The organism is Streptomyces sp. CB00316 (genome assembly GCF_001905595.1).
Lineage (GTDB): Bacteria > Actinomycetota > Actinomycetes > Streptomycetales > Streptomycetaceae > Streptomyces.
The window spans coordinates 38,418-50,915 of record NZ_LIXI01000018.1 but is presented as its reverse complement, the minus strand read 5'-3'; the positions used below and the strand labels follow the sequence as shown (position 1 = coordinate 50,915).

The 12,498-nt window shown below is 74.0% G+C and carries 14 protein-coding genes and 1 pseudogene; 10 read left to right on the top strand and 5 right to left on the bottom strand.

Features of this window, described 5'->3' with window-relative positions; genetic code table 11:
• Window positions 1-160 precede the first annotated feature (160 nt).
• Together AMK21_RS32840 and AMK21_RS32835 are read left to right on the top strand one after the other, a co-directional pair.
• On the top strand, window positions 161-865 hold the full coding sequence (locus AMK21_RS32840) for a TetR family transcriptional regulator (protein WP_073882801.1): 705 nt from the start codon (window positions 161-163) through the stop codon (window positions 863-865).
• Between the two features lie 169 nt (window positions 866-1,034).
• Window positions 1,035-1,400 carry a Zn-ribbon domain-containing OB-fold protein gene (locus AMK21_RS32835; protein WP_018513521.1) on the top strand — a complete coding sequence of 122 codons (366 nt, stop codon included), beginning with the start codon at window positions 1,035-1,037 and terminating at the stop codon, window positions 1,398-1,400.
• 66 nt (window positions 1,401-1,466) lie between these two features.
• Here AMK21_RS32835 and AMK21_RS32830 read toward each other — a convergent pair whose 3' ends face one another.
• On the bottom strand, window positions 1,467-2,162 hold the full coding sequence (locus AMK21_RS32830; protein ID WP_073882805.1) for a type 1 glutamine amidotransferase domain-containing protein: 696 nt from the start codon (window positions 2,160-2,162) through the stop codon (window positions 1,467-1,469).
• Between the two features lie 372 nt (window positions 2,163-2,534).
• On the opposite strand from AMK21_RS32830, the gene AMK21_RS32825 reads away from it, so the two are divergent.
• The 5 genes from AMK21_RS32825 (at window position 2,535) to AMK21_RS32805 (ending at window position 7,638) form a co-directional block, all read left to right on the top strand.
• Window positions 2,535-3,380, top strand: a complete 846-nt coding sequence (locus AMK21_RS32825) for an inositol monophosphatase family protein (protein ID WP_073882800.1) — start codon at window positions 2,535-2,537, stop codon at window positions 3,378-3,380.
• A gap of 97 nt (window positions 3,381-3,477) precedes the next feature.
• Complete coding sequence (locus AMK21_RS32820) at window positions 3,478-4,893, top strand: phytoene desaturase family protein (RefSeq protein WP_073882799.1); 1,416 nt, start codon at window positions 3,478-3,480, stop codon at window positions 4,891-4,893.
• A gap of 138 nt (window positions 4,894-5,031) precedes the next feature.
• Window positions 5,032-5,568, top strand: coding sequence for an O-acetyl-ADP-ribose deacetylase (locus AMK21_RS32815; RefSeq protein ID WP_018513514.1), 537 nt, complete (start codon window positions 5,032-5,034; stop codon window positions 5,566-5,568).
• A 76-nt stretch (window positions 5,569-5,644) separates the two neighbouring features.
• Window positions 5,645-7,117 carry an AlkA N-terminal domain-containing protein gene (locus AMK21_RS32810; protein WP_073882798.1) on the top strand — a complete coding sequence of 491 codons (1,473 nt, stop codon included), beginning with the start codon at window positions 5,645-5,647 and terminating at the stop codon, window positions 7,115-7,117.
• A 14-nt stretch (window positions 7,118-7,131) separates the two neighbouring features.
• The gene (locus AMK21_RS32805) at window positions 7,132-7,638 is read left to right on the top strand and encodes a methylated-DNA--[protein]-cysteine S-methyltransferase (protein ID WP_073882797.1); all 507 of its coding nucleotides are present in this window, start codon (window positions 7,132-7,134) and stop codon (window positions 7,636-7,638) included.
• A gap of 54 nt (window positions 7,639-7,692) precedes the next feature.
• Here the strand turns inward: AMK21_RS32805 and AMK21_RS32800 are convergent, their stop codons facing one another.
• Entirely contained in the window at window positions 7,693-8,277 is a 585-nt protein-coding gene (locus AMK21_RS32800) for a TMEM165/GDT1 family protein (protein ID WP_073882796.1), read from the bottom strand.
• 396 nt (window positions 8,278-8,673) lie between these two features.
• Between AMK21_RS32800 and AMK21_RS32795 the strand changes: the two genes are divergently transcribed.
• Window positions 8,674-9,078, top strand: a complete 405-nt coding sequence (locus AMK21_RS32795) for a (2Fe-2S) ferredoxin domain-containing protein (protein ID WP_073882795.1) — start codon at window positions 8,674-8,676, stop codon at window positions 9,076-9,078.
• 18 nt (window positions 9,079-9,096) lie between these two features.
• Here AMK21_RS32795 and AMK21_RS32790 read toward each other — a convergent pair.
• A pseudogene (locus AMK21_RS32790) lies at window positions 9,097-9,357 on the bottom strand (NAD-dependent deacetylase); the annotation flags it as partial.
• A gap of 64 nt (window positions 9,358-9,421) precedes the next feature.
• On the opposite strand from AMK21_RS32790, the gene AMK21_RS32785 reads away from it, so the two are divergent.
• Window positions 9,422-9,622: a DUF2191 domain-containing protein gene (locus tag AMK21_RS32785; RefSeq protein ID WP_073882793.1), complete on the top strand. Its 201-nt coding sequence runs from the start codon at window positions 9,422-9,424 to the stop codon at window positions 9,620-9,622.
• A gap of 51 nt (window positions 9,623-9,673) precedes the next feature.
• Here AMK21_RS32785 and AMK21_RS32780 read toward each other — a convergent pair whose 3' ends face one another.
• Complete coding sequence (locus AMK21_RS32780; protein WP_073882792.1) at window positions 9,674-10,180, bottom strand: NUDIX domain-containing protein; 507 nt, start codon at window positions 10,178-10,180, stop codon at window positions 9,674-9,676.
• 149 nt (window positions 10,181-10,329) lie between these two features.
• Here AMK21_RS32780 and AMK21_RS32775 point away from each other — a divergent pair, with 149 nt between their 5' ends.
• Complete coding sequence (locus AMK21_RS32775) at window positions 10,330-11,445, top strand: glycerate kinase (protein WP_073882791.1); 1,116 nt, start codon at window positions 10,330-10,332, stop codon at window positions 11,443-11,445.
• A gap of 129 nt (window positions 11,446-11,574) precedes the next feature.
• Here the strand turns inward: AMK21_RS32775 and AMK21_RS36765 are convergent, their stop codons facing one another.
• Window positions 11,575-12,264 carry a PucR family transcriptional regulator gene (locus tag AMK21_RS36765; protein WP_073882790.1) on the bottom strand — a complete coding sequence of 230 codons (690 nt, stop codon included), beginning with the start codon at window positions 12,262-12,264 and terminating at the stop codon, window positions 11,575-11,577.
• Window positions 12,265-12,498: the final 234 nt, after the last annotated feature.

The window sequence follows — 12,498 nt, the reverse complement described above, 5'->3', positions numbered from 1 at the left end:
TCAAGCTCACGCCGGCTCTCCTGCCTACCTGGGTGTGGTTTCTAAGAGTGACTTTATGGCACTGAGTACCCTCTGTAAAGGTACTCAGTGCCAAAATCCGCCTTCCGGTGCTACGTTTCGCCGCATGAGCGAGGCACGCGGACCCGAGAAGAAGGCACCCATGCGGGAGGTGCTCGCCCAGGCGGCCTTCCAGCTCTTCCTGGAGCGGGGCTTCGAGCGGACGACGGTCGACGACATCGTGGCGCGGGCCGGGGTGGGGCGGCGCTCCTTCTTCCGGTACTTCCCCTCCAAGGAAGATGTGGTCTTCCCGGATCATGAGCGCTGCCTCGCCGAGATGACGGAGTTCCTCGCCGCCGTGGACGACGGTGATCCGGTGGGCGCGGTGTGCGACGCGGCTCGGATCGTGCTGCGGATGTACGCGGCCGACCCCGAGTTCTCCGTACAGCGCTACCGGCTCACCCGGGAGGTGCCCGGACTGCGGACGTACGAACTCTCCGTGGTGCGCCGCTACGAGCAGACGCTCGCCGGTCACCTCCGGGGCCGCTTCGGAGCGGACGGTGACGGGGAGCTGCGTGCCGAGGTGATCGCCGCCTCCGTGGTCGCCGCGCACAACAACGGGCTGCGGCTGTGGCTGCGCTCGGGCGGGGCGGGGGATCCCGAGGCGGCCGTGGACCACGCCCTCGACCTGGTGCGGGACGTGTGGGGGCGGCCCGCCGAGCCCTCGCCCCCGCTGGGGGAACCGGTGCCGGCCGGCGGCATCACCACCGGATCCGGCGACAACGAGGTCATCGTCATGGTGGCCGCTAAAGGCACCCCCATGTGGCGCGTCGTGCAGCAGGTCGAGGCGGCCGTCGGCGAGAGCTGAGCGGTACCGGCGGGCGGACCGAGCCGCGTCTGCGGCAAGAACTGGGTAATAATCGGCACTCAGTGCCTTTACTCTCCGGCACTCAGTGCCATATGGTGCGGACGCGCCGTCAGCCAGGTGCGGCGCGTCCGAGTCGAGCGCAGGGGGTCGATCCGTGTCTCAGGCAGGAATGGGCACCGTCCAGAAGGCGCACGAGGAGTGCGGCCTCTCCTACAACCGCTGCCGCTGGTGCGGCACCGCCTCCTTCCGGCGGTTGCTCTGCCCGGTGTGCGCGTCCAGCGAACTGGAACCGGAACGCACCACGGGCCACGGGGTGGTCGTACGGACCGCCGTGGTCCACCGCTACACCGAGGCGGCGCGCAACGAATCCCTGGTCCGCTTCCCCGAGGGCTTCGTCTTCCGCTGCCAGGTCGTCGGCGCCGCACCGCAGATGGTGACGGTCGGCGCCCGCGTGAAGCCCCTCGCGGGGGAGGAGCCGGACTCGGGGGCCGTGGTCCTGGAGCTCTGCGAGCCGCCGGGGCAGCGGGACTGGTGACGCCCGCGTACGTGGCCCTACCAGCCGCACCGGGGCCGGGGCGCGGGCGTCACGGGGGCGTCCCGGTCAGCCGATCCGCTTGAGCAACTCCTCGGCCAGCGGTGCGGAGGACGCCGGGTTCTGACCGGTCACCAGGTTCCGGTCGGTGATCACGAACGGCGCCCAGGGCTCACCCTCCTGGAAGTCCGCGCCGAGCGCCACCAGCCGGTCCTGGAGCAGCCACTTCGCCTTCTCCGCCAGGCCCGCCTGGGTCTCCTCGGCGTTGGTGAAGCCCGTCAGCCGGTATCCGGCGAACGCGTTGGCGCCGTCCGGGCCCGTGGCGGCGAGCAGCGCCGCCGGGGCGTGGCAGACGACGCCGAGCGGCTTGCCCGACGCCAGGGTCTCGGTGAGCAGGCGCCCGGAGACCGGGTCCACCGCGAGGTCCTCCATCGGGCCGTGGCCGCCCGGGTAGAAGACGGCGTCGTACGCGTCCAGGTCCACGTCCTCCAGCGCGAGGGGCCGCCGCAGCTCCTCGAACGCCTCCAGCCCCGCCGCCACCTTGTCGGCGCCCTCCTGGCCACCGTTGACGTCGGGGGCCAGGCTGCCGCGGTCCACGGTCGGGACGACGCCGCCCGGGGTGGCGACGACCACCTCGTGACCGGCGCCGGTGAACACCTGGTACGGGGCCACGGCCTCCTCGGCCCAGAAGCCCGTCGGATGGGCCGTGCCGTCCGCCAGGGTCCAGTGGTCCGCGCCGGTCACCACGAAAAGGATCTTTGCCATGTCGTACATCTCCGTTGGTCAAGGTGGCTGACCAGGCCGACGGTAGGCCCGGTCCGGCCAGGATCCGCGCCCCGCCGACGTGTGCCGGAAAGAGGCTTCCGACGGGTCGGCGGCGATCGGCCGTCCGGCGGATCGCCTGCCCCCGGCGGCCCGTCCGAATCATCCGGGGACGACCGGCGCGCCTCGGCGCCCCCCGCAGGGTCAGGGCGTGGTCCGCCGGGCCCCCCGGCGAGCTTCAGCTCGGAAGAGGGTGTGCGAGAGCGGCATATGAGCACTGTCGCCGCAGCTCACCCGCTGCAACGGATCGCTCACCCCCCGTGGCCCGAATGCTCCGGTCCGAAGGGCCCCGGCCGACCGTGCTTAGCTGGAGCCATGATCGATGACTTCCTGTACGGAACCGCCGGGCACACCGGACCGCTCGCCGAGGTCGAGGCGGCCGTGCGCGCCGCGGCCGCGGCCGAGATCATGCCGCGCCACCGGAAGCTCGCCGCCCACGAGATCATCGAGAAGAGCGGCCCGCACGACCTGGTCACCGCCGCGGACCGGCTGGCCGAGGAGCACCTCACCGCCGCCCTCACCGAGCTGCTGCCCGGCTCGGTCGTCGTCGGCGAGGAGGCCGTCCACGCCGACCCGGCGGTCTACGACGCCCTCGGCGGCGACGCCCCCGTCTGGATCGTCGACCCGGTCGACGGCACCCGGCAGTTCGTCCGGGGTGAGGCCGGTTTCTGCACCCTGGTCGCCCTGGCCCTGCACGGCGAGGTCCACGCCTCCTGGACGTACGCACCGGTCCTGGGCGAGATGGCCGTCGCCGTACGCGGCAGGGGCGCCACGCTGAACGGCACGCCGGTGCGCTCCGGCGTGCCCGCCCCCGGCGCCGTACTCAACGTGGCGATGTCGCATCCCGACTACACCACCGAGGCGCAGAAGCGGGCCCTGCTCGGCCTGCGCACCGAAGGCATCGCCCCCCGCCCCTGCGGCTCGGCCGGGCTCGAGTACCTCGCGGTCGCCCGCGGTGCCCAGGACGCCGTCGCCTTCAACTGGGAGCTCGCCTGGGATCACGCGGCGGGCCTGCTCCTGGTCACCGAGGCGGGCGGCGCCCAGGCGACCCTGTCCGGCGCCCCGTACCGGATCGCGGGCGGCAACGACCTGCCGTTCACGGCGGCCCGCGACGAGACCACCGCCCAGCGCGTCCTGGCCGCCCTGAGGGCGGGCGGCTGACCCACCCCGGGCCGGGCCCCGGGGTCCCCGCGTCCACGCTGTCGGTGCGCCCGAATACCCTGGGGGTCCGCCTGCCGGCCGACGAAGGAGTCCCAAGGTGCCGTCGATGCTCGATGCGGTCGTCGTGGGGGCCGGGCCCAACGGGCTGACCGCCGCCGCCGAACTGGCCCGCAGGGGCTTCGCCGTGGAGGTCCACGAGGCGCACGACACCGTCGGCGGAGGCGCCCGTACCGAGGAGCTGACGCTGCCGGGGTTCCGGCACGACCCCTGCTCCGCCGTGCACCCGCTCGGCATCGGCTCGCCCGCGTTCCGGGCGATGCCCCTGGCCCGGCACGGCCTTGAGTGGCTGCACCCCGAGGTCGACCTCGCCCACCCCTTCCCGGACGGCACCGCCGCCGCGCTCACCCGCTCCGTCGGCGAGAGCGCGATGACGCTGGGCCCCGCCGACGCGGGCGCCTACCGCCGCCTCGTCGCCCCCTTCGTCGGCCGCTGGGACACCCTGGCCGCCGACTTCCTGCGCACCCCCTGGGACGGCCTGCCCCGCGACCCCTACCGGCTGGCCCGCTTCGGCCTGCTCGGCCTCCAGCCCGCCACCTGGGTCTCCCGGCGCTTCCAGGGCGAGAAGGCCCGCGGCCTCTTCGCCGGGCTCGCCGCCCACGCCATAGCTCCCACCAGCGGCTTCGCCACCTCGGCGATCGCCCTCGTCTTCGCGCTCGCCGCCCACGAGAACGGCTGGCCGGTGCCGCGCGGCGGCTCGCAGGCCATCGCGGACGCCCTCGCCTCCTACCTCCGGGAACAGGGCGGCGCCATCCGCACCGGCAGCGAGGTCAAGCGGCTTGACGAACTCCCGCCCGCCCGCGCCTACATCTTCGACACCTCACCCTCCGCGCTCGCCCGCATCGCCGGCCTCGGCTCCGCCTACAGCCACTACCGCTACGGCGCCTCTGCCTTCAAGATCGACTACGCGCTCTCCGGCCCCGTCCCCTGGACCGCCGAGGCCGCCCGCCGCGCCGGCACCGTCCACATCGGCCCCGACGCCCGCACCATCGACACCGCGCTGAAGGCCGCCGTCGAGGGCCGCGACCCCTCCGTCCCCTTCCTCATCACCGCCCAGCCGAGCCTCACCGACCCGACCCGCGCCCCCGAAGGACACCACGTCTTCTGGGTGTACGGGCACGTCCCGGCCGGCTGGGAGGGCGACGCCACCGAGGTCATCGAACGCCAACTGGAGCGCTTCGCCCCCGGGTTCCGCGACCTGGTCCTCGCCCGCGCCGTCTCCGGACCGCCCCAACTGGCCGAGCGCAACGCCAACTACGTCGGCGGCGACATCGCCTGCGGAGCCTTCTCCGGCCTCCAGACCCTGATCCGCCCCAAACTCGCCCGCGTCCCCTACGCGACCGCGCACCCGGCGGTCTTCCTCTGCTCCTCGGCCGCCCCGCCCGGACCCGGTGTGCACGGCATGTCCGGCCACCACGCCGCCAAGGCCGTATGGCGACAGCTGCGCGCCGCCTGACTCAGCCGCCGAGCCAGTTACGGGAGGCCGGATCCCAACGCCGCTGCGCCGCACCGCCGACCGGGCCCGGCGCCGTCCCGCGGGCCCGGTCGGCGAGAGCGGGCGGCGCGGGCGTGCGGAGCGCGGCATGATGTCCGCATGAGCACCTCCGTCACCCCCGCGGTCCGCCTGGTCCGCGGTGACATCACCGACCAGTCCGTCGACGTCATCGTCAACGCCGCGAACTCCTCGCTCCTCGGCGGCGGCGGGGTCGACGGGGCCATCCACCGGCGCGGCGGCCCCGAGATCCTCGCCGCCTGCCGGGAGCTGCGCGCCTCGCAGTACGGCAAGGGCCTGGCCACCGGCCGCGCCGTCGCCACCACCGCCGGACGCCTGGCCGCCCGCTGGGTGGTCCACACGGTCGGGCCGGTCTTCTCCGGAGCCCAGGACCGCTCCGCACTGCTCGCCTCGTGCTACCGCGAATCCCTGCATCTGGCCGCCGAGTTGGGCGCCAGGACCGTCGCGTTCCCGGCGATCTCGACGGGTATCTACGGCTGGCCGATGGACGACGGCGCGCGGATCGCCGTGCGCACGGTGCTCGCGGAGACCGTGGCCCCGGTCGAGGAGGTACGGTTCGTGCTCTTCGACGCGCACGCCTACGTGGAGTTCGAGGAAGTCCTCGCGATGCGCGGCTGAGTCCCGGCGGGAGGGGCGAGGTGCGTGTCGGATTTCCGCCAGCCAGGCCCCTGACCGGTGACCCATTCTTGGAACCATGCACACCGACACCGAGCGCTGCGTGCGGGCCGTCCAGTCCAAGGACGCCCGCTTCGACGGCTGGTTCTTCACCGCGGTCCTCACCACCCGGATCTACTGCCGCCCCAGCTGCCCCGTCGTACCACCCAAGGTCCGCAACATGACCTTCTACCCGAGCGCCGCCGCCTGCCAGCAGGCCGGGTTCCGGGCCTGCAAACGGTGCCGCCCCGACACCAGCCCCGGTTCCCCCGAGTGGAACGTCCGCGCCGACTCCGTGGCCCGCGCCATGCGGCTCATCCGGGACGGCGTCGTCGACCGCGAGGGCATCCCCGGCCTCGCCGCCCGGCTCGGCTACTCCGCCCGCCAGATCGAACGCCAGCTCCTCGCCGAGCTCGGCGCCGGACCGCTGGCCCTGGCCCGCGCCCAGCGGGCCCAGACCGCCCGCCTCCTCATCGAGACCACCACCCTGCCCCTGGCGGAGGTGGCGTTCGCCGCCGGGTTCTCCTCCGTCCGCACCTTCAACGAGACCGTCCGCGAGGTCTTCGCCCTGGCCCCTGGCGAACTGCGCACCCGCGCGGCCCGCGGCCCCCTCGCTCCCGCCACCCCCGGCGTGATCGCGCTCCGCCTCCCCTACCGGGCCCCGCTCAACCCCAGCAACCTCTTCGGCCACCTCGCCGCCACCGCAGTCCCCGGCATCGAGGAATGGCGGGACGGCGCCTACCGCCGCACGCTGACCCTCCCGTACGGCCATGGCATCGTCGCCCTCACCCCGCAGCCCGGCCACATCGCCTGCCGGCTCTCCCTCACCGACCCCCGCGACCTCACCCAGGCCATCAGCCGGTGCCGCTGGCTCCTGGACCTGGACGCGGACCCGGTCGCCGTCGACGACCGGCTGCGCACCGACCCGCTGCTCACCCCGCTGGTCCACGCCGGGCCCGGCCGCCGGGTGCCGCGTACGGTCAACGGCGCCGAGTTCGCCGTCCGCGCGGTCCTCGGCCAGCAGGTCTCCACCGCCGCCGCCCGCACCCACGCGGCCCGCCTGGTCACCGCGCACGGCGTGCCCGTCGACGACCCCGAGGGCGGGCTCACCCACCTCTTCCCGACCTCCCAGGCCCTGGCGGAGCTCGACCCGGAGTCGCTGGCCCTGCCCCGGACCCGCCGCACCACGCTCACCACCCTGGTCGCCGCCCTCGCCGACGGCACGCTCCGCCTGGGCACCGACACCGACTGGCAGCGGGCCCGCGCCGAACTCTCCGCACTCCCCGGCTTCGGCCCCTGGACGGTCGAGGTCATCGCCATGCGGGCCCTCGGCGACCCCGACGCCTTCCTCCCCACCGACCTCGGCATCCGCCGGGCGGCCGAGCGACTCGGCCTCCCGGCCACCCCCGCCGCCCTCACCGCCAGGGCCGCCGACTGGCGCCCCTGGCGCGCGTACGCCGTCCAGTACCTCTGGACCGTGGACGACCACCCCATCAACCACCTGCCCACCTGACGGAGGAAGTTTCCATGCACGCCAAGCAGCACACGGTCGTCGACAGCCCCTACGGCCCGCTGACGCTGGTCGCCACCGACGGCATCCTCTCCGCCCTCTACATGACCGACCAGCGCCACCGCCCACCCGAGGAGACCTTCGGGGTCCCGGACCCGGAACCCTTCCCCGAGGTGATCCGACAGCTCACGGCGTACTTCGCCGGGGAGCTCACCACCTTCGACCTCCCGCTCCACCTGCACGGCACCCCGTTCCAGCGGAGCGTCTGGGCGGAGCTGAGCAAGATCCCTTACGGCGAGACGCGTACGTACGGCGAACTGGCCGAGGAGCTCGGCAAGCCGGGCGCTTCGAGGGCGGTCGGCCTGGCCAACGGCAGGAACCCGGTCGGCATCATCGTGCCGTGCCACCGGGTCATCGGAGCCTCGGGCGGCCTCACCGGATACGGCGGCGGCCTGGACCGCAAGCAGCGGCTGCTCGCCTTCGAGAGCGGTGGCGGACGGGACGGGGTACAGGCACTGTTCTGAGCGGGCTCCCGGGGGGCGTACCGGCACCGGCACGCCCCCTAAGCGTCACCGCCGTCAGCCGGTGAAGATCTCCACGCCCGTCCAGATCGCCAGGCCCAACATGCAGATCCCGCCGATGCGCTGCACGGTCTTCAGCGGTACGCGCTTCGCGATGAACTTCCCCGCGAGCAGCGCCAGGGCCGAGACGGACATCAGGGCGGCGGCCGACCCGATCGCGGTGGACCAGGCCCCGTTGCTCGCGGCCAGGTTGGCGGTGGTGATCTGGGTCAGGTCGCCCCACTCGCTGATGAAGACCGCCATGAACGCGGTCGAGTAGACCGGCCAGAAGCCGGTCACGGTCTTCACCTCGGCGTCGTCATCGTCGTCACCGCCGCTGCCGCGCAGCAGGATGAACGCGCCGAACGCGAAGAGCGTGGCCGAGACGAGCTTGACGGTCCAGTCGGGCAGCAGCCCGATCAGGCTGCCCGCGCCCACGGCGATGGCGACATGCACGATGAACGCGGACGACGTGCCGAACCACACGTAGAGCGGGCGCATCCGCGTGCCCATGGCCAGCGACGCGAACATCGTCTTGTCGGGGAGCTCCGCGAGGAAGATCAGCCCGAAGGCGGTGATGATCGCCAGAGGGTCGAGGTGCATTCCGGGTGGCTTTCTGTGCGAGCCGGGCCCCGGATCTTCGCGAAGCGCCGCTCGGGCTGTTCGGAGGACCACTCGGCCCGGCATGACGGCAGCGCCCACAGGGCGTGGACGTGTCATACAGAACCGAAGGTCTCGCCCGCCCGTGAGAAACCCTGTCCAGGTCTCACGGGCCCGGCCACCGGGAACCCGAGGGCTCCAGTGTGTCGACGACCGGTTCGCGGGGCTACTCCCCTTCGCAGCCATCAACATTACCCCACCGGGTCGGCCGGAGGTACGGGTGCTCGAAGCGGGGGAGCCTCGGTAGAGTCGCGGTGATCACGCGTGGCCTCCGCTGCCAAGCGGTGGTCGCCACGCTCGTCTTCCCTCTTCCCCCTCCCGCCGACCGGAAGTGCCCGCATGAGCCGCCGCCCCCGCAAGGACGTGCCCGCCCGGAACGTCCCCCGGCCCACCGTGAGCGTCTGCCGGGGCTGCTGCTGCGGCACCCAGAAGATCCCGGGCGTCGACCACGCCGCCCAGCTGGCCCGGCTCCGCGCCGGCCTGGAGGGCGCCGCCACCGTGCGGGCCGTGGAGTGCCTGGACGCCTGCGAGCAGGGCAACGTGATCGTCGTCCAGCCCTCCGCGGACGGCCGCCGCGCCGGGGGCCGTCCGGTCTGGCTGGGCCTGGTCAACGACGAGCACGCGGAGCAGGACGTCATCACCTGGGCGACGGCCGGCGGCCCGGGACTCGCGGACGCCCCCGACATCCTCGACCTTTACGTGTTCCAGCCCTCGCGCCGGGTCCGGGCGGGGCTGGACGGCTGAGGACTCAGGTGGGCCGGCTCAGCCCGCGGCCAGATCCGCCAGCGGCTTCGGCAGTGCCGTACCGATCGGTTCCCGGACGACCTCGTCCGCGAGTGCGTCGTACGGGGTCGGCTCCGCGTTCACCACGATCAGCCGCGCCCCGTGCTCGGCCGCGATCCCGGCGAGCGAGGCGGCGGGCTGCACCTGGAGCGTCGAGCCCACCGCCACGAAGACCTCGCACGCCCTGGTGACCGCCATCGCGTCGGCCAGCACCCGCGGGTCCAGCCGTTCGCGGGTCATGCGCCGAGCCTACGGATGCCAAAACGCCCCCCGCGAACGCGTTTCGCCGGGGTACAGTCCGGTCATGGCCAAGGTGAGCGTCAGTCTGGACGCCGAACTCGTCGTCGAAGTCATGGTCCTCGCGGGTGTGGGCAGCCCGCAGGACGCGGTGGAACTCGTGGTGCGCGACTTCATCGCCCGCGGCCACCGCACCGAGGCGCTGGTGGCCGAACGCGAGGAGTCGGCGCGGGACGTGGAGATCAAGCCCGAGGCCCAGCAGGGCTGACGCCTCCTGCCCGAGCCTCGGGCCCCGGTGGGGCTGCGGCCTCCACGCCTTCTACATCCCCTCCACGACCGGCTTCCCGTCCTCCAGCTCCACCGTGCCGGCACCGGAATCCAGCACGTCCAGGGCCGCCCGCACCCGCCCCTCCAGCTGCCCGAGCAGGTGGACGGGCAGCTCGTCCCGGGCGACCAGCTTCCAGGAGAGCAGCTCCTCCTCCTGGAGCCGGATCGCTGCGAACTGCTCCGGGGTGAGCACCCCGCCGTCGTACAGGTACGCCACGATCGGCGGCCGGCCAGGTCCCCGCGTCCAGTCGATGGCGAGCAGCCGCCCCGGTGCCACGTCGAGCCCGATCTCCTCCACCGTCTCGCGCCGGGCGCCCTGCCGGGGGCCTTCGCCCGTCTCCGACTCGACGGTCCCGCCGGGCAGCGCCCAGCCCTTGCGGTAGTTCGGCTCGACGAGCAGGACCCGTCCCTCGGCGTCGCGGAAGAGGCACGCGGCTCCGGCCAGGACCTTGGGGAGCCCGGCGATGTACGTGGCGTAGTCGGCATCGGTAGTCGTCACGGCGGACAGCGTAGTGGGGGAGCGGGGGGAGGGGCGGGGACGGGCGGTTCCGAACGGCCATGGGCAGATCAGGGGTCGTGCGGATAGGGTCGGGGCGGCGCGACTGCCTGTTCGAAAGCAAGGGATGCAAGGTGACGGACGGAGCAGATGTGGAGACCGCCCGCGTGCTCGTCGCGGCGGACAAGTTCAAGGGCTCGCTCACGGCCGTAGAGGTCGCGGAGCGGGTGACGGCCGGGCTGCGGCGCGTCGTCCCCGGCGTACGGGTGGAGAACCTGCCCGTCGCGGACGGCGGCGACGGCACGGTCGCGGCGGCGGTGGCCGCCGGGTTCGAGCGCCGCGAGGCGCGGGTGACCGGACCCCTCGGGGACCCGGTGACGGCGGCGTACGCGCTCCGCGAAGGCACCGCCGTGGTGGAGATGGCCGAGGCCTCGGGTCTCCAGCACCTGCCCGACGGGGTGTTCGCCCCGCTCACGGCCACCACGTACGGCTCGGGCGAGCTGCTGAGGGCCGCCCTCGACGCGGGGGCGACGACCATCGTGTTCGGGGTCGGCGGCAGCGCCACCACGGACGGCGGCGCGGGCATGCTCGCCGCGCTCGGGGCCCGCTTCCTGGACGCGGACGGCAAGCCCGTCGGCCCCGGTGGCGGAGGGCTCGCCGAGCTCGCCGAGGCCGACCTCTCCGGGCTCGACCCGCGCCTCGCGGACGTCGACCTGATCCTGGCCAGCGACGTGGACAACCCGCTGACCGGGCCCAAGGGCGCCCCCGAGGTGTACGGGCGACAGAAGGGCGCGAGCGAGGAGGACATCGCGGTCCTCGACGCGGCCCTGGCGCACTACGCCTCGATCCTGGGACCGGAGACGGCGGCCCTGCCCGGCGCCGGAGCGGCCGGAGGCATCGGCTACGGGGCGCTCGTCGCCCTCGGTGCCCGCTTCAGGCCCGGCATCGAGGTCATGCTCGACGTCCTGGGCTTCGCCCCGGCTCTCGCCCGCGCCACGCTGGTCATCACCGGTGAGGGCTCGCTGGACGAGCAGACCCTGCACGGCAAGGCCCCGGCGGGGGTCGCCGCGGCGGCCCGGCAGGCCGGGATCGAGGTCGTCGCGGTCTGCGGCCGCCTCGCGCTGTCGCAGGAGGCCCTGAGCGGGGCGGGCATCGCGCGCGCCTACGCCCTGGCCGAGCTGGAACCGGACCCGGCCGTCTCGATGGCCCAGGCCGGACCGCTGCTGGAGCGGGCGGCCGAGTCGATCGCGCGGGACTTCCTGAGCTGACCAACTTCCTGAGCTGACCGCCGGATCGGGGCCGGTCGTACGGAACGAACGTATGACCGGCCCCGAATTCTCACGCGTTGCGGGCTTCCCGGCCGCCTCCTCCTGCGTTGTGGGCCTCCCGGCCGTCGCTCACGCCCGCGCCGCCGGCAGCCGCAGCGCGTCCAGCGCCAGCACCGTCTCGACCAGCTCGCGCGGGTGCGACAGTGATCGTGAGGTCAGCCGTTCCAGTCGCCGCAGCCGGTTGAACACCGTGTTCCGGTGGCACCGCAGCCGCACCGCGGCCCGCCCCACCGACCCCCCGCACTCCAGCCACGCCTCCAACGTCCCCACCAGCAGCTCCCGTTCCGCCGGAGCCAGCACCAGCAGCGGGCCGAACACCTCCGCGACCAGCCGGGCGGACAGCTCCGGCACGCTCGCCACCAGGGCCGTCGGCAACCGCTCGTCCAGCGCCACGATCTCGCGCGCCCCCGGACCGCAGGTCAGCAGCGCCGCCCCCGCCAGCCGGCGGGCGCTCCCCAGCTCCGCCAGACCGCCCACCACCGGACTGACGCCACCGGGCCCCGCCCCGGCCTCCCCGAGCCGTGCGACCGGTCCGGCGAGGCCTTCCGGGCCCAGCAGGACGACCCCCACCTCCCCGCACCAGTACCACCGCACCCCGTCCGCATCCGGGACGGCGGCGGGCGCGTCCAGCACCACCACCGCGTAACGCCCCCGCTCGGGCAGCCCGAGGCCCTGCGCCGCGCGCCGCACCTGGTGCGGCTGGGCGGCCCCGGCCAGCAGCGGGCCGAGCAGCGCCGCGGCGCCTGCGTCCCGCCGCATCCCCGCCCCCCTCCGTCGGACCGGTCTCCCCGGTGACCGACGAGGATGCCACCGGCCGCGCGGGCGGGAGCCCGCCCGTCACCTCCTCTGTGCGTGTGCACAACGAGGCCCTTCGATCGCTGGTCACCCGCATCGAGTCCGCCCCGCCCCGTGGACGCGCGCTCCGGCCGGTGCTGGTCTGTGGCACCACACCAAGCCACACCCCCACAGACGAGCACCACCCATCAGCACGAC

What these genes read in the sequence shown, in the direction of transcription:
- AMK21_RS32840 (WP_073882801.1), top strand. Translation starts at nt 161, where the DNA reads ATGCGGGAGGTGCTCGCCCAGGCGGCCTTCCAGCTCTTCCTGGAGCGG.
- AMK21_RS32835 (WP_018513521.1), top strand. Translation starts at nt 1,035, where the DNA reads ATGGGCACCGTCCAGAAGGCGCACGAGGAGTGCGGCCTCTCCTACAAC.
- AMK21_RS32830 (WP_073882805.1), bottom strand. Translation starts at nt 2,162, where the DNA reads ATGGCAAAGATCCTTTTCGTGGTGACCGGCGCGGACCACTGGACCCTG.
- AMK21_RS32825 (WP_073882800.1), top strand. Translation starts at nt 2,535, where the DNA reads ATGATCGATGACTTCCTGTACGGAACCGCCGGGCACACCGGACCGCTC.
- AMK21_RS32815 (WP_018513514.1), top strand. Translation starts at nt 5,032, where the DNA reads ATGAGCACCTCCGTCACCCCCGCGGTCCGCCTGGTCCGCGGTGACATC.
- AMK21_RS32810 (WP_073882798.1), top strand. Translation starts at nt 5,645, where the DNA reads ATGCACACCGACACCGAGCGCTGCGTGCGGGCCGTCCAGTCCAAGGAC.
- AMK21_RS32805 (WP_073882797.1), top strand. Translation starts at nt 7,132, where the DNA reads ATGCACGCCAAGCAGCACACGGTCGTCGACAGCCCCTACGGCCCGCTG.
- AMK21_RS32800 (WP_073882796.1), bottom strand. Translation starts at nt 8,277, where the DNA reads ATGCACCTCGACCCTCTGGCGATCATCACCGCCTTCGGGCTGATCTTC.
- AMK21_RS32795 (WP_073882795.1), top strand. Translation starts at nt 8,674, where the DNA reads ATGAGCCGCCGCCCCCGCAAGGACGTGCCCGCCCGGAACGTCCCCCGG.
- AMK21_RS32785 (WP_073882793.1), top strand. Translation starts at nt 9,422, where the DNA reads ATGGCCAAGGTGAGCGTCAGTCTGGACGCCGAACTCGTCGTCGAAGTC.
- AMK21_RS36765 (WP_073882790.1), bottom strand. Translation starts at nt 12,264, where the DNA reads ATGCGGCGGGACGCAGGCGCCGCGGCGCTGCTCGGCCCGCTGCTGGCC.